Origin of the sequence: Microbacterium proteolyticum (genome assembly GCF_030818075.1) — a bacterium.
Taxonomy (GTDB): domain Bacteria; phylum Actinomycetota; class Actinomycetes; order Actinomycetales; family Microbacteriaceae; genus Microbacterium; species Microbacterium proteolyticum_A.
On the sequence record NZ_JAUSZZ010000001.1, the window covers coordinates 2,997,448 to 3,012,913 of the forward strand.

A 15,466-nucleotide genomic window follows, 5' to 3' on the forward strand; every position below is an offset into this window, starting at 1 on the left:
ATGAGCCGCGCGACGAGACCCGTCTCGACGCGTGTGCGGCTCCTCGGTGCGATCCTCGGCGTCGTGCTGCTCGGCATGATCCTGGCCGGCGGTGTCACGTTCCTCGTGCAGAGCGACCGCGTCATCGCCAACGCCGAGCGTCAGCTCGACGGCTTCGTGGCGACGGTGTCGACGAGCGGTCAGGATGCCGCGGAGCTCGTCGCGGCGGCCATCCCGGGTCGCACCGACGGCACCCTCGCGCTCTCCGGCACGCGGGTGCTCGCCACGACGCCGTCGCCACCGGGCCTGGGTCTCGCCGACGACGCCGCACTGGTGGCATCCCTGTCCGAGGCGGTCGCTGACGGAGAGCTGAGGGGTCGCCTCGACAGCAGCCACGGCCCGGTCCTCTACGCGGCCGTCGAGGCCCGGGGCGGCGACGTGGTGCAGCTGATCTCCGTCGATCAGCGGATGGAGCTGGTCACGCTCTCCACCGTCACCTACGGCATCTCGGCGCTGGCCGTGCTCGTGCTGATCGGGGTCGCGGGATTCTTCGTCACGGGCCGATTGTTCTCACCGCTGCGTCGCCTCCGCGCCACGGCCGACGCCATCACCATCGACGACCTCGGGACGCGTCTGCGCGCCCACGGCAACGATGAGATCTCCGACCTCACCACCTCGGTCAACTCGATGCTCGATCGTCTCGCCATGTCGGTGGAGGCGCAACGGCAGTTGCTCGACGACGTGCGGCACGAGCTGAAGACGCCGATCACCATCGTCCGCGGGCACCTCGAGATGATGGATCCCGCCGATCCGCACGACGTGACCGAGACGCGCGATCTGGGCATCGCCGAGCTCGATCGTCTGACGCGTCTCGTCGACGACATCGACGCCCTCGCCGACATCGAGACCGGTGCGCTGTCGACGGCCGTCATCGACGTCGGGGCGCTCACCGATCGCGTCGCCGAGCTGGCGGGCGCCATCGCCGGGCACACCTGGAGCGTCGAGCAGCGCGCGCGCGTGCGCATCCGCGGCGACGCCGACCGGCTCGTGCAGGCCTGGCTGCAGCTCGCCGACAACGCCGCGAAGTACACCCCCGCCGGCAGCGCCATCGAGATCGGCAGCACGGCCGACGACACCAGCGCGCAGCTGTGGGTGCGCGACCACGGTCCCGGCATCCCCCCGGCGGCACGGCACCGCGTGTTCCGGCGCTTCGATCGCCTGTCCACCCGACGCGGCGTGGAGGGATCGGGCCTCGGGCTGTCGATCGTGGACGCCATCGCGAAGGCGCACGACGGACACTGCTCCATCGCCGACACCCCGGGCGGCGGTGCCACGGTGACGCTGCACCTCCCCGTCACTGGAGCGCCCTCGCCCACCCAGCTCCCCACGCCCGTGCGCGCGGGTGACGTCGTCATGCAGAGAGAGGCCACCGGATGACCCGCATCCTCATCGCGGAAGACGAGGAACGCATCTCCTCCTTCGTGGCGAAGGGGCTGGAATCCGCGGGCTACCAGACGGTGACCGTCGACGACGGCGCCGACGCCCTCGACACCGCGCTCTCCGGGGAGGTCGACCTCGTGCTGCTCGACGTGGGTCTGCCCTCCCTCGACGGCTTCGAGGTCCTGCGCAGTCTCCGCGGCCAGGGGTCGGCGATCCCGGTGATCATGCTCACCGCACGCACGAGCACACGCGACACCGTCGACGGGCTCGACGCCGGCGCGAACGACTACGTCGCCAAACCGTTCAAGTTCGACGAACTGCTCGCCCGGGTGCGCTCGCGCCTGCGCGAACCCGTCAGCGTCGGCACCGTGGTGATCGGGCACGGCGATGTCTCGCTGGATGTGCTCGCGCGGCGCGCCACGGTCGGCGGACGGGACATCGACCTGAGCGCGCGGGAGTTCGCCCTGGCCGAGGAGTTCCTCCGCCACGCCGGGCAGGTGCTCAGCCGGGAGCAGCTGCTCAGCCGCGTGTGGGGTCTGGACTTCGACCCGGCGTCGAACATCGTCGACGTGTACGTGCGGTACCTGCGCGCGAAGGTCGGGGCGGGGCACATCGTCACGGTGCGCGGAGCCGGTTACCGCTGGGAGTGACGCCACCGCGCGGAAACCCGAAAACCCCCGGCGGGGGGAAGCCGGGGGTTTTCAGGGAGACGCGTCCGGTGGTCTTCCGCTCACCCGAAGAACGGTGACCTGCGCGCGACGTGTTCTCTTGTTTCCATGGGGGAACCGCCGGGGCGGTGACGAGGTCTCCCTCGTCGACGGTTCTACTCTGACGTCTCTTTGTGAGAAGCCGGGGAGTCGAAGATGAGAAAGCTCTCATCTTCGAACGGTGAGGGTGCGGCCGACGAGGAAAGGGCCGGGATGCCACCGCATCCCGGCCCTTTCGCACGCGGTGTCACGACAGCTCGCCGGCCTCCAACAGCTCGGTGACCAGCGCGGCGATCGCCGAACGCTCCGACCGGGTCAGGGTGACGTGCCCGAAGAGACCGTGCCCCTTCAGCGTCTCGATCACCGAGGCGACGCCGTCGTGACGCCCGACGCGCAGGTTGTCGCGCTGTCCGACATCGTGGGTCAGGACGACGCGGGAGTTCTGACCGATGCGGCTCAGCACCGTCAGCAGCACGTTGCGCTCCAGCGACTGGGCCTCGTCGACGATCACGAACGCGTCGTGGAGCGACCGACCGCGGATGTGGGTGAGCGGCAGCACCTCGAGCATTCCGCGAGCCAGCACCTCTTCGAGCACGTTGCCCGAGACGACCGACCCGAGCGTGTCGAAGACCGCCTGGCCCCAGGGGCCCATCTTCTCGGCCTGGTCTCCGGGGAGGTATCCGAGCTCCTGACCGCCGACGGCGAAGAGGGGACGGAACACGATGATCTTCTTCTGCTGCTGGCGCTCCAGGACGGCTTCGAGGGCCGCGCACAGCGCCAACGCCGACTTGCCCGTGCCGGCCCGTCCGCCGAGCGAGACGATGCCGACCTCGGGGTCGAGCAAGAGATCGAGGGCGATGCGCTGCTCCGCCGAACGGCCGTGCAGACCGAACGCCTCGCGGTCACCGCGCACGAGCCGGTACTGGCCCTTCCCGGTCACCCGGCCGAGGGCCGAGCCGCGCTCGGAGTGGATGACCAGACCGGTGTTCACCGGCATCCCCGCCACCGCGTCGCTCACGGCGACCTCGGTCTCGTAAAGGTCGGCGAGATCATCGCCCGAGACGTCGATCGTCGCGATGCCGGTCCAGCCCGAGTCCATCGCCTGCTCGGCGAGGTACTCCTCGGTGGTGAGACCCAGGGATGCCGCCTTCACGCGCATCGGCAGGTCTTTCGACACGACGGTCACGTCGGCGCCGTCCCTGGCGATGTTCATCGCGACGGCCAGGATGCGGCTGTCGTTGCCGCCGGTGCGCATGCCCGACGGGAGGACGCTCGGGTCGGTGTTGTTCAGCTCGACGCGGAGCGTGCCGTCGTCGCCGACGGGCACGGGGAAGTCGAGACGACCGTGCTCGATACGGAGCTCGTCGAGGTGACGCAGGGCTTGCCGCGCGAAATAGCCGATCTCGGGGTCGTGGCGTTTGCCCTCAAGTTCCATGATCACCACGACGGGGATCACCACCGAGTTCTCCGCGAAGCGGAAGAACGCCCGGGGGTCGCTCAGAAGGACAGAGGTGTCCAGGACGTATGTGCGCAGCGCCTGATCGGCGCCGGCTTCCGACTCGGTGCTCTCGACGACGTGACGCTGGTCGTACGGTGCTCGTGCAGTCACAACCCACTCCCGACCCGGGTGAAACACCCGGTTGTCACGAGTCGACCTGTGGGTCACGAGTCGCAATCCGAAGGCCGACTCGATCGGACTCCGTGTCCGATGTTTTCACCGTACGACGTCCGCGCACCGCCGAAGGTCGTTAACACGCCACGAATATGACGAGTTCGTGAACAGCGTGGTCATGCCCGCCCTCGTCCCCGAATGCTTCAGGGCGACGCCGCGGTGGGCGAGACGTCCTCCCGACCGAGGCGCCCGCGGCGGGGTCCCGTAGCGGGCTACTGCCCGAACCGACGGTCGCGCGCGGAGAAGTCGCGGATGGCCCGCAGGAAATCGACTTCGCGCAGGTCGGGCCCGAGCGCCTCGACGAAGTAGAACTCCGAGTGCGCCGATTGCCACAGCAGGAAATCGCTCAGGCGCTGCTCCCCCGACGTGCGGATGACGAGGTCGGGATCGGCCTGACCCCCCGTGTAGAGATGCTCACCGATCTGCTCGGGCGTGAGGCTCGCGGCGAGCTCTTCGAGAGAACCACCCGATTCGTCGTGCTTGGCGATGATGGAGCGCACGGCATCCACGATCTCGCTGCGCCCGCCGTAGCCGACCGCCAGGTTCACGTGCAGACCCTGGTGGCCGCGCGTGCGCTCGGTGACCTCGTGGAGCACCTCGGCGAGTTCGGGCGGCAAGCCGTGGGTCCGGCCCACGTGCTTCACACGCCAGTCGGGTTCGTGCGACAGCTCGCGCGCGAGTTCGGCGATGATCTCGAGCAGGTCCTCGAGCTCTTTGCTCTCGCGCTTGACGAGGTTGTCGTTGGACAACAGGTAGAGCGAGACCACCTCGATCCCGAGGTCGTCGCACCAGCGGAGAGGAACTCGTGCATCTTGGCCGCACCCGCACGATGGCCGTGGGCCGCGCTGTCGTAGCCCAGCTGGCGCGCCCAGCGGCGGTTCCCGTCGATCATCATGGCGACATGGTGCGGGACGGTCGCCGGCATGCGGCGCCGCAGCCGCGAGATGTAGAGACGGTAGAGGGGGCCTCGCCCCTCGTTCCTCCGCACGCGCGCCACCCGCCTACGCTACCGCGTCGCGAGCGGGCGAGGAACGGCGCACTTGCGTGGTGTCGGCTGCGCGAAGCGCGAGCGAGGGCACCATGTTCCCCCGTCTGCATGGGAGCGGACGTAGTGTCGAGGAGTGACAGGTCCTACCCCCGCCGACGGCCCCGAGATGCCTCAGCTCCCGCTCATCGACGCGGGGGCGGTGGGTGCCGCGGCCGAGCTCAAGCCCACGTGGCGCGGCTGGATCCATGCCGGCACCTTCCCCGTCGCGATCGCCGCGGGGATCGTCCTGATCGCGCTCGCCCAGGGCGCTCCGGCGAAATGGGCGTCGGCGGTGTTCATGGCGACCTCCATGCTCCTGTTCGGCAATTCCGCGCTCTATCACCGCTTCCACTGGAAGCCGAAGACGCTCGCGGTCCTCAAGCGCATCGATCACGCGAACATCCTGCTGCTCATCGCCGGCACCTACACCCCGATCGCCGTGCTGGCGTTGCCGACACCCCAGACGGTGCTCCTGCTGTCGATCGTGTGGGGCGGCGCCGTACTCGGCATCCTGTTCCGGGTCTTCTGGATCAATGCGCCGCGCTGGCTCTACGTCGCGCTGTATCTCGCGCTCGGGTGGGCGGCGGTGATGTACCTCGGTGACCTGCTCGCCGCGAATGTCGCGATGATGGTGCTCGTCGTCGTGGGCGGGCTGCTCTACACAGCGGGTGCGCTCGTGTACGCCCTGAAGAAGCCGAATCCGTGGCCGGGTCACTTCGGCTTCCACGAGATCTTCCACGTCTGCACCGTGCTGGCGTTCCTCTGCCACTGGACCGCGTGCCTGCTCATCGCGCTCCAGCCGGCGTACCACGGCGGCTGAGGCGCACCGGTCGCGTCGCGGTGGCGTCCCGCTGGGGTCGCGCTCCGCACGGGGCGATGTCCGATCGCGTCGCGGGGAGGATCGCGCAGGCGGCGCGGTCCCGGCGACTCCGCCTCCGACGGCACCGGATGCCGGAACCCCGGGCCGCGACTCAGCGGCGCGACGCCGAGGGATCGCCGTCGTCGCCGATGTCCCCCGTCGCGGCGGCGTCACGCGCCCGCTCCTCGGCATCCAATTCCGCGTTCACTTCCTCGCGGTAGCGACCTCGGCGGATGCGGCGCAGCATGTCCCACACCAGCAGGAAGACGGCGACGGCGATGAAGGCGATCGCGGCGAAGCCGAGCGGCCCGGGTGTGACGATCGATTCGTCGGGGGTGACGGCCGGGGAGGGCGTGGTCGCGAGGGCGACGATCACGGGAAGCATGGAGTCCTTCGTTCCGGGCGGATGCGCGTAGCCTGGAAGTCCAGCCTAAAGCCCGGGGAGACCATGACGACGCAAGAGCTGCTCGACGATCGCTACGGTCGCACGCGCTCGCCGCGGCGGCGCCTGCTGGGCTGGTCGCTCGTCGCGGTGCTCGGGCTCGGGGCGATCGGCTATCTCGGGTGGACGACGTTCGCGAGCAGTGCCGCCTCGGTCACCGCGACCGACACGGGTTTCACCGTGAACGACGACCGCTCGGTATCGACGACGTTCCAGATCACCGCGCCCATCGGTCAGCCGGTCGCGTGCGCGCTCGAAGCCCGCGACGAGGAGCACGGCACCGTCGGCTGGCGGGTCGTGGAGTACCCGGCATCCGAGGATCATTCCCGGGCTTTCACCGAGACGATTCCGACGCTGTCGTTGGCGACGACAGGTTTTGTCAACGCCTGCTGGGTGCCGTAAACTCGCGGGATCACGACGCGCCCCGGCTCGATGCCGGGGCGTTCGACATATACCCAGCGCATCCGGCGGATGCCGCACGCCTCGACGAAGGAGTAACCGTGTCCAACGACGCTCAGGTGACGTTCCTCACGCAAGACGCCTACGACCGTCTCCACAACGAGCTGGAGCACCTCTCGACCACGGGTCGCGAAGAGATCGCGAAGCGCATCGAGGCCGCGCGCGAAGAGGGCGACCTCAAGGAGAACGGCGGCTACCACGCTGCGAAAGACGAGCAGGGCAAGCAGGAGGCGCGCATCCGCACGCTCCAGCAGCTGCTGAAGGATGCCAAGGTCGGCGAGGCCCCCGAGAGCCACGGCGTGGTCGAGTCGGGCACCGTCGTCACCGCCGTGATCGCCGGTGGTGAGGAGCGATTCCTGCTCGGCAACCGCGAGATCGCCGCCGACTCCGAACTCGACGTGTACAGCGAGGCGTCGCCCCTCGGCGCGGCGATCCTCGGCCTCAAGGAGGGCGACAAGGGGTCGTACACCGCCCCCAACGGCAAGCAGATCGCGGTCGAGATCGTCAAGGTCGAGACCTACTCGGGGCAGTAAGCCCCACCTTTTCGCGAGCCGCTCCCCCGCTTCCGGGTGGGCGGCTCGCGGTGTCTCTCCCGGACGCTGCTGCCCGCGGTTTCTCCCGGACGCTGCTGCTCGCGGCCCCGCGCCGGCGCGGCGTCGACTGCGCAGGGCCGCGGTGCACGGGGCCGGAGTTCGGGGCACGTTCCCCGCATCGGGGCGCACTCAGCACGCCCCGGAGGCACGCAACGCACCCCGAGCCGGCAGCGCAGGGCGTGCGCCGGTCGCACTCCCCTACGCCCCCGCGGTAAAGGGCCGCGCGGCGTCAGTCGGGGACGACGGTCGCCACGAACCCGGCTTCTTCGAGCGTCGCGATGACGAGCGCGCGGTGTTCGGCGCCGCGCGTCTCGACGCTCAGCTGCAGGATGACCTCGCTGATCTGCAGTCCCTGCCCATGGCGCGTGTGCAGCACCTCGATCACGTTCGCGCCCACGCCGGCCAGCAGTTCCGACACGCGGGCGAGCTGTCCAGGACGATCGGGCAGCGGGATGCGCAGCGACATGTAGCGTCCGGATGCCGAGAGGCCGTGCGCCACGACGCGCTGCAGCAGGAGCGGATCGATGTTGCCGCCCGACAGGATGGTCACGGTGGGACCCGTGGCCTTCACCTTGCCGGCGAGGATGGCCGCGACGCCCACCGCTCCCGCGGGCTCGACGACCTGTTTCGCCCGCTCGAGCAGCACGAGAAGGGCACGCGCGATGTCGTCCTCGGTGACGGTGACCACCTCGTCGACGTACTGGCGGATGAGCTCGAACGGGAGGTCGCCGGGCCGGGCCACGGCGATGCCGTCGGCGATCGTCGGCGTGGTGTCCACCTGCATCGGGTAGCCGGCGGCGAGCGATGACGGGTAGGCCGCGGAATTGTGCGCCTGCACGCCGATGATGCGGACCTCGCGCCCCTCGGCGGCGGCGCGCGCCTTGACCGCGGCGGCCACGCCGGCGGCGAGCCCTCCCCCGCCGATGCCGACGATCACCGTCTCGAGGTCGGGCAGGTCTTCGACCAGCTCGAGACCGAGCGTGCCCTGACCCACGACGATGTCGCGGTGGTCGAACGGGTGGATCAGCACCGCCCCGGTGCGCTCGGCGAATTCCGCGGCCAGGCGCAGGGGCGTCTCGACGGTCGCGCCCTCGAGGATGACCTCGGCGCCGTAGCCGCGGGTGGCCAGCAGCTTCGGCACGGGCACGCCGAGCGGCATGAAGATGGTCGCAGCGATACCGAGCTGCTGAGCCGCCAGCGCAACGCCCTGCGCGTGGTTGCCGGCCGACGCGGCCACCACCCCGCGGGCCCGCTCCTCGGCGGTCAGACGCGACAGACGGTAGGTGGCCCCGCGGATCTTGAACGAGCCGGTGCGCTGCAGGTTCTCGAGCTTGAGGTTGACGGGCGCGCCGAGCAGCTCGCTCAGGTGCAGAGAGGCGTCGAGAGGCGTGCGCGTGATGATGCCGCGCAGAGCCTGCGCGGCATCTTCGAACTCGGCCAGGGTGGGAGTGTCGTTCATGATCTCCTTGCGCGCGTGCGCGGAACGGTCTGCCAGATGAGATCTCGGGATGCCAGGGCCTCGCCCTCGTGCTGCCACGCCTTCGAGCCGAGGTAGACGGCGACGACGTTGACGAACGCCGCGAGCGGCACGGCGAACAGGGCGCCGGCGATGCCACCGACCATCGCCCCTCCCGCCACGACGAGCACGACGGCGAGGGGGTGCACCTTCACCGCGGAGCCCATCAGGATCGGCTGGAGGATGTGACTCTCGATCTGCTGGACGGCGAGCACGACGATCAGCATGATGAGCGCGATGAGCGGGCCGTTGTAGACGAGGGCGATGAACACGGCGAGGGCGCCGGTGGCGACGGCCCCGACGAAGGGGATGAAGGCGCCGAGGAACACGAGGACGCCGATCGGGATCGACAGCGGCACCCCGAGGTTGAAAGCGCCGAGCCCGATGCCGACTGCGTCGATGGTGGCGACCAGGAGCTGCGTGCGCGCGTAGCTCTTGACCGTGCGCCACCCGGCACGCCCGGCGCCGTCGACCGCGGGTCGCGCCGCACGCGGGAACAGTCGCGTGGTCCACCGCCAGATGCCGCCGCCGTCGGCGAGCAGGCACAGGAGGATGAACAGCGTCAGCAGGAGTCCCGCCCCGACGTGACCGAGTGTCGTCCCGATGGCGAGAGCGCCCGTCCACAAGACCTCGGCCTGCTGCTGCACGAACGTGCCCGCCTGCCGGAGGCCGTCGTCGATCTGCTGCGCACTGAGGTGCAGGGGTCCGTCGATCAGATACTGGCGGAACTGCTCGATGGCCTCCGTCGTGCGCACGCGCACGGAACCGAACTCACGCGTGATCTGCCACACGGCCAGCCAGACGAGACCGGTGACGATGGCGATCGTGCCCAGCACCGTCACGACGATCGCCAGCCACTTCGGCCACCGGTGACGCAGCAGGAGCGAGAACCCGGGCCAGACCAGGGCGGTCACCAGAATCGCCACGAGGAGCGGGATGACGAGCAGCTTCAGCTGGATGACGATGAAGACGATGACGGCGAGGGCGGCGGCGATGACGAGCAGGCGCCACGCGTAGGCGGTGGCTTGCCGAAGTCCCGGGGGAACAGGGGGCTGGAGGTCGCTCGAGACCGTGCGCCGCTTGAGGGCGTCGAGGAACGATCCGCGGGATTCGGGATCGGTTCCACTCACTCCGTCAGCCTACCTCTGCGCTCCGACATCCTCCGCGGCCGGCGATGTCGGAGGGCGCGGCTAGCGTGAAGATCATGACGTTGACGCTCCGTCGCGCCGAGGCGCGCCGCATCGCCCTGGCCGCTCAGGGCTTCGCCCGCCCGCGACCCGCGACGGTGGGCACCCGGCAGATCACCGCCGCTCTGCACCGCATGCGCATCCTGCAGATCGACTCGGTCAACGTCTTCGCCCGCTCGCACTACATGCCCCTCTTCGCGCGACTGGGCGCCTACGACACCGCCCTGCTCGACCGGCTCGCCTTCTCGCGTCGGCCGACGTGGGTCGAGTCGTGGGCGCACGTGGCATCCCTCGTCGCCGTCGACGACTGGCCGCTGCTGCAGTTCCGCCGAGACGCCCTGCGCGCCAAGTACGGAGCCGACGCCTGGGCGCAGGCCAATCAGTCGCTGCTGCAGTGGCTGCGCGAGGAGCTGGCCGAGCGCGGCCCCCTCCGCCCCGCCGAGATCGACCACGACGCCCGCAGCGGGTCGCGCGGTGCGTGGTGGGGCTGGGACGACGTCAAGAACGGACTCGAACGCCTGTGGTTGTTCGGCGAGGTCGCGATCGCCGGGCGGCGCGGATTCGAACGGCGGTACGCCCTGGCATCCGATGTCCTGCCCGCCTCCGCGTTGGCGACGACGGTTCCCCGCGCCGAGGCCATCGCCGAGCTGACGCGGCGTGCCGCGGTGGCCTACGGTGTGGCCACCGCAGCCGATCTCGCCGACTACTGGCGCATCCGCGACCGTCCGGCGGTTCTCGCCGCCGTCCGCGACCTCGTCGACGCGGGCGAGCTGATCCCCGTCGAGGTGGAGGGCTGGCAGACAGGCGGCCGGCCCGCGAAGGCGTGGCTGCACCGCGATGCCGCCCGGCCCCGCCGAGTGGACGCCGCAGCCATCCTCACGCCGTTCGATCCGGTGGTGTGGTTCCGCGATCGTGCCGAACGGCTGTTCGCCTTCGACTACCGCATCGAGATCTACACTCCGGCGCCGCAGCGCCGCTTCGGGTATTACTCACTGCCGGTCCTCGTCGGCGACGACATCGTCGGGCGTCTCGATCTCAAAGCCGACCGGGCGTCGAGCGCTCTGCGCGTGCAGTCGGCGTGGTGGGAGCCAGGTGCGCCTCCGGATGCCTCTGAGCGCACCGCCGAACAGCTGCTCATGGCCGCGCGGTGGCAGGGGCTGGACCGCGTCACGGTGGCGCGGTGGGGCGATGCGGCGGACGCGATCGCCGGTGCTCTGGCGGCCGAGCGGCACGAGCATCCCGATGGCCGGGCGAACTGACACGCCCCCTCCGCCGAGGCGGAGGGGGCGTGTTCCGTCAGAACTGGACGCGGGGTGGTTCGGAGATGGCAGCGCCGTCGACCACCTCGAAGAACTCCCGCTCGGTGAAGCCGAGCTGACGAGCGAAGAGGTTGTTGGGGAACACCTTGATCTTGGTGTTCAGCTCACGGACGCCACCGTTGTAGAAACGGCGCGAGGCCTGGATCTTGTCTTCCGTGTCGACGATGGAATGCTGCAACTGCAGGAAGTTCTGGCTGGCCTGCAGCTGCGGGTAGGCCTCGGCGACGGCGAACAGCGACTTCAGCGCCTGCTGCATGTGTCCCTCGGCGATGCCCGCTTCGGCAGGACTCTGCGCCGACAGCGTCTCGGCACGGGCGCGCGTGACGTTCTCGAAGACCGCCTTCTCGTGGGCGGCGTACCCCTTCACCGTCTCGATGAGGTTGGGAAGCAGATCGGCGCGACGTTTCAGCTGAACGGTGATGTCACTCCACGCCTCGTCGACGCGGACGTTGAGTGCGACCAGGGCGTTGTAGGTGGCCCAGAGGTAGATCCCCGCGATCACCAGGACGCCGACGATCACGATGACCGGTACGAGCCACTCCCACATGAGTCCCCACACTTCCATTCGAGAGATTGCCCCTCAGTCTAACGACGAGGTGCGAGCGCGACCGGCGAGTGGTATCGACTCCCAGGGGATCCGGATCGGGGTCGCGATCCGCCCCTCCATCCGGCTCACCTCTCGGCGTACCCCCGGTCAGACTCGAACTGACACCTGGAGCGATTTTAAGTCGCCTGCCTCTGCCATTGGGCTACGGGGGCCCGTGCCTCCACCGTATCGCGGGGCGGCACCCGTCCCGCGATACGCCGTCCGGAGCAGTCCGCCGGTGGCGCACCGGGCCGCAGACGGTCTCGCGGGCGGGGGCGACGCGCGCGCGACGGCGGTGCGCGAGCGCCTGCCGCTCGGCATCCCGCAACGACGAGACCCCCGCATCCGGTCGGGTGCGGGGGTCTCGGATCAAGCGGAGTTACTTCGCCGCGACGGGCTCGGCCTTCTTCTCAGCCGGAGAGGGCGCCTCGGCGGCGGGCGCCGCCGGACGGGGGCGGGCGGCGAACTCCTCGAACGCCGCGCGGGGGTGCTGCACGGCTTCGAGGTTGACGGTCTCGCGACCGTGCAGGAAGTTCTGGATCCAGTCGCCGATCACGCGGAACTTGCGCTCCCACGTCGGCATGGCCAGGCCGTGGTAGCCACGGTGGGCGAACCAGGCGATCAGACCGGTCAGGGCGATGTTGCCCGACTGGAAGGCCCCGTTGTACAGGCCCAGACCGGCGACGGCACCGAGGTTCTTGTGGAAGTACTGCTTCGGCTCCTCGCCGCGCAGCACCGCCACGATGTTCTTGGCCATGAGCTTGCCCTGACGCACGGCGTGCTGGGCGTTCGGGACGCAGAAGCCGCCCACCCCGCCGCCCGACAGGTCGGGAACGGCCGAGACGTCGCCCGCAGCCCACGCGCCCTCGACGATCTCCTCGTCGGTGCCGACGCGCAGGTCGGGACGGGTGCGGATGCGACCGCGCTCCTCGACGGGCAGGTCGCTGCCCCGGACCACCGTGGGGTTGGCCATGACACCAGCGGTCCAGATGATGAGGTCGGTGGGCAACTGCTCACCGGTCGACAGCTCGACGATGCCGTCCACGGCACCCTTGACCTGCGTGTCGAGGTGCACGAACGCACCCTTCTTCGCGAGGTCGGCGAGAACCCACTCGCTCGTCTTCTGCGACACCTCGGGCATGATGCGGCCCATCGCCTCGATGAGGTGGAAGTGCGTGTCGTCGAACGTCAGGGTCGGGTACTGCTTCAGCAGGGACGACGCGTACGCACGCAGCTCGGCGAAGACCTCGATGCCGGCGAAGCCGCCACCGACGACGACGACGGTCAGCAGGCGGTCGCGCTCGGGACCGGCCGGCAGCACCGACGCCTTGTCGAAGTTGGAGGTGAGGCGGTCGCGGATGGCGACGGCCTCTTCGATCGTCTTGAGGCCGATGGCGTTGTCGGCGATGCCCGGGATCGGGAACGTGCGCGAAACCGCGCCGGCCGTGACGACGATCTGGTCGTAGCTCTGCTCGAACGACTCGTCGCCGGCGATGGGCGTGATGGTCGCCGTCTTGGTCGCGTGCGAGATACCGGTGACCTTGCCCGCGATGACCGTGGTGCGCTTGAGGTGGCGACGAAGGCCCACCACGACGTGGCGCGGCTCGATCTCGCCGGCGGCGACCTCGGGGAGGAAGGGCTGGTACGTCATGTACGGCAGCGGGTCGACGAGCGTGACGTCGGCCTCGTGTCGGCCGAGGAGCTTCTCGAGCTTCCATGCGGTGTAGAAACCTGCATAGCCCCCGCCGACGATGAGGATTCGGGGCACGGTAGTGGTCACGATGGGAGGAACTCCTCGTTAGTGGTGCGGCTCGGCTCGCGGGAAGTGCGCGCCTGTCGGATTCGCCGGGCAGCTGCACTGACGCCGAGCGCAATCATTATAGCGGCCAGTGTGGCACCTGCGAGCGGCAGTGATCCGTACAGCACGCTATCGCGTGAGGGCAGGAGAGGCGAACTCGCCTGCGGGGCGGACTCGACGGGGGGCAGCGGCGGAATGGTGACGGGCGCGGCACTCGGTTCGGGCGACGGCTCGGTGTTCGCGCGTCGGTAGAGGCGGATCCATTCCGTGAGGCTGCCCAACGGGTTCTCGTCGACAGCGGCGACGGCGCTCGACGACACCGCCCCCGCGGCATCCACCAGTCCGTACCCGTACAGCTTGTCGGGAGTGGCCGATGCGCCCGCAGCCGGTTTCGCGGTCCGGATCAGACGGTTGAGCACGTTGTCGGCGTCGAGCTCGGGGTGGGCGGCGCGCACCAGCGCGGCGATGCCCGCCACGATCGGTGCGGCGCCGCTCGTGCCGTTCCACTGCACGAGCGTGCCGTCGGCCGAAACGCCGATCAGTCGCTCGCTGGGGGCGGAGAGGCCGATCGTGATGCCCTGCGTCGACGCGCTGTTGCTCGCCACGCCGCCGGGGTCGACGCCGCCGACGGCCAGGACGCCCGGGATGGTGGCCGGTGCGCCGACGCGGTCGGTGCCGCTGCCGCGATTGCCGGCCGCGACCACGACGACGACGTTCTTGTCGAAGGCGTACTCGAACGCCTCGTCCCACGTGCGGTCCCAGTCGAGGGTGTTCGTCGTGAGCGAGAGGTTGATGACCGTCGCGCCGTTGTCCACGGCCCACCTCATCGCCTCGGCAATCTGTTGGGTGAACGGCTTCGACGTGGTCGCGCCGAACCCGACGGAGATCGACAGCAGCTCGGCCTCGGGCGCGACGCCGATCATCCCGCGGCCGTTGCCGGTACCGCGCGCGGCAGCGAGGGAGGCGACCCAGCTGCCGTGATTCGCATCCACCGCTCCGACGGGCGTGCGGGCCGTCCGGGCTGCCGACGCCGGAGACATCGGTCCCTCCCACCACGGCGCCGCTGAACTCGGCCGGCCCGCGACCGATCCCCGTGTCGATGATCGCGATCTTCTGACCGGCGCCGCGCGTGGTCTTCCACGCCTCTCGCACGCCGTACTGATCGAGCCAGTATTCGGCGGCGCGGACCGAGTCGGTCGGGTCCTCGGCCACCGGGCCGGCTGACGCCTGGGGCGCCGACGTGTCCGTCGGCGCCGGGAACGCGGGGGTCGCCGTCGCACCCGTCAGCACCGTCACGAGGACGACGGATGCCACGACGGCGGCGACGCGCTTCATCCGCCGGTCCCGGGGCTCTCGCACTGGCAGCGTTCCGGCGACCACGTGCTGCGCGCGAGGGCCTGATCGCCGATCGGGTTGACACCCGGGCCGGCCGCGAGCGCGTGACCTGCCAGGGCGTGCAGGCACTTCACCCGGGTGGGCATGCCGCCGGCCGAGATGCCCGCGATCTCCTCGGGCTCGCCGTAGACGGCCCGGTCGCGCAGGTACGCCTCGTGGGCGGCCGCGTACTGCTGCTGAAGCTCCTCGCTCTCGGCGAGCTCCTCGGTGAACTCCTTCATGACGTGTCCGGCTTCGAGCACCGACATCGCCGCCGTCGCTGCGGGATGGGTGAGGTAGTAGAACGTGGGGAAGGGGCTGCCGTCGTCGAGTCGCGGCGAGGTCGCCACCACCGTGGGGTTGCCGCAGACGCACCGCGCGGCGATGCCGACGACACCACGGGGAACGCGTCCGAGCTGCGCCTGCAGTACGGCCAGGTCGGCGTCGGATGCGGAGGGAAGCGGTGCGGTACTCATCACTCTCAGGGTACTCGGCCGCTCCCGGCGTC

13 protein-coding genes, 1 tRNA gene and 2 pseudogenes are annotated in these 15,466 nt (G+C 70.0%); 6 read left to right on the forward strand and 10 right to left on the reverse strand.

Annotated features, from left to right (window positions below):
* A complete protein-coding gene (locus QE392_RS13930; protein WP_307452767.1) occupies nucleotides 1-1,416 on the forward strand; it encodes a sensor histidine kinase in 1,416 nt (471 codons plus the stop codon).
* A complete protein-coding gene (locus tag QE392_RS13935) occupies nucleotides 1,413-2,069 on the forward strand; it encodes a response regulator transcription factor (RefSeq protein WP_307452769.1) in 657 nt (218 codons plus the stop codon). The genes QE392_RS13930 and QE392_RS13935 overlap by 4 nt, the downstream gene beginning before the upstream one ends.
* A gap of 304 nt (nucleotides 2,070-2,373) precedes the next feature.
* Here QE392_RS13935 and QE392_RS13940 read toward each other — a convergent pair whose 3' ends face one another.
* The gene (locus QE392_RS13940; RefSeq protein WP_307452771.1) at nucleotides 2,374-3,735 is read right to left on the reverse strand and encodes a PhoH family protein; all 1,362 of its coding nucleotides are present in this window, start codon (nucleotides 3,733-3,735) and stop codon (nucleotides 2,374-2,376) included.
* Between the two features lie 275 nt (nucleotides 3,736-4,010).
* Nucleotides 4,011-4,723, reverse strand: a pseudogene (locus QE392_RS13945) (isoprenyl transferase).
* A gap of 229 nt (nucleotides 4,724-4,952) precedes the next feature.
* Between QE392_RS13945 and trhA the strand changes: the two are divergent.
* Nucleotides 4,953-5,645: a PAQR family membrane homeostasis protein TrhA gene (gene trhA, locus QE392_RS13950; protein ID WP_307454151.1), complete on the forward strand. Its 693-nt coding sequence runs from the start codon at nucleotides 4,953-4,955 to the stop codon at nucleotides 5,643-5,645.
* A gap of 151 nt (nucleotides 5,646-5,796) precedes the next feature.
* Here the strand turns inward: trhA and QE392_RS13955 are convergent, their stop codons facing one another.
* A complete protein-coding gene (locus QE392_RS13955; RefSeq protein WP_307452774.1) occupies nucleotides 5,797-6,069 on the reverse strand; it encodes a hypothetical protein in 273 nt (90 codons plus the stop codon).
* 63 nt (nucleotides 6,070-6,132) lie between these two features.
* On the opposite strand from QE392_RS13955, the gene QE392_RS13960 reads away from it, so the two are divergent.
* The gene (locus QE392_RS13960) at nucleotides 6,133-6,528 is read left to right on the forward strand and encodes a DUF4307 domain-containing protein (protein ID WP_307452776.1); all 396 of its coding nucleotides are present in this window, start codon (nucleotides 6,133-6,135) and stop codon (nucleotides 6,526-6,528) included.
* A gap of 98 nt (nucleotides 6,529-6,626) precedes the next feature.
* Nucleotides 6,627-7,118: a transcription elongation factor GreA gene (greA, locus tag QE392_RS13965; protein WP_307452778.1), complete on the forward strand. Its 492-nt coding sequence runs from the start codon at nucleotides 6,627-6,629 to the stop codon at nucleotides 7,116-7,118.
* Nucleotides 7,119-7,407: 289 nt separating this feature from the next.
* Here the strand turns inward: greA and ilvA are convergent, their stop codons facing one another.
* Entirely contained in the window at nucleotides 7,408-8,637 is a 1,230-nt protein-coding gene (gene ilvA / locus QE392_RS13970) for a threonine ammonia-lyase (protein WP_307452780.1), read from the reverse strand.
* Nucleotides 8,634-9,824 (reverse strand): AI-2E family transporter, encoded by a 1,191-nt coding sequence (locus tag QE392_RS13975; protein WP_307452782.1) that lies wholly within the window; start codon nucleotides 9,822-9,824, stop codon nucleotides 8,634-8,636. The genes ilvA and QE392_RS13975 overlap by 4 nt, the downstream gene beginning before the upstream one ends.
* 74 nt (nucleotides 9,825-9,898) lie before the next feature.
* Here QE392_RS13975 and QE392_RS13980 point away from each other — a divergent pair, with 74 nt between their 5' ends.
* Entirely contained in the window at nucleotides 9,899-11,140 is a 1,242-nt protein-coding gene (locus tag QE392_RS13980) for a winged helix-turn-helix domain-containing protein (protein ID WP_307452784.1), read from the forward strand.
* Between the two features lie 37 nt (nucleotides 11,141-11,177).
* Here the strand turns inward: QE392_RS13980 and QE392_RS13985 are convergent, their stop codons facing one another.
* The 5 genes and pseudogenes from QE392_RS13985 to QE392_RS14005 form a co-directional block, all read right to left on the reverse strand.
* Nucleotides 11,178-11,765, reverse strand: coding sequence for a LemA family protein (locus tag QE392_RS13985; RefSeq protein WP_373426477.1), 588 nt, complete (start codon nucleotides 11,763-11,765; stop codon nucleotides 11,178-11,180).
* Nucleotides 11,766-11,885: 120 nt separating this feature from the next.
* Nucleotides 11,886-11,959 (reverse strand) — tRNA-Leu (locus QE392_RS13990).
* A 206-nt stretch (nucleotides 11,960-12,165) separates the two neighbouring features.
* Entirely contained in the window at nucleotides 12,166-13,566 is a 1,401-nt protein-coding gene (locus QE392_RS13995) for an NAD(P)/FAD-dependent oxidoreductase (protein ID WP_307452786.1), read from the reverse strand.
* Nucleotides 13,563-14,919: pseudogene (locus tag QE392_RS14000) on the reverse strand (S8 family serine peptidase). The gene QE392_RS13995 and the pseudogene QE392_RS14000 overlap by 4 nt, the downstream one beginning before the upstream one ends.
* A complete protein-coding gene (locus tag QE392_RS14005; protein ID WP_307452788.1) occupies nucleotides 14,916-15,434 on the reverse strand; it encodes a DUF501 domain-containing protein in 519 nt (172 codons plus the stop codon). The pseudogene QE392_RS14000 and the gene QE392_RS14005 overlap by 4 nt, the downstream one beginning before the upstream one ends.
* Between the last annotated feature and the right edge of the window lie 32 nt (nucleotides 15,435-15,466).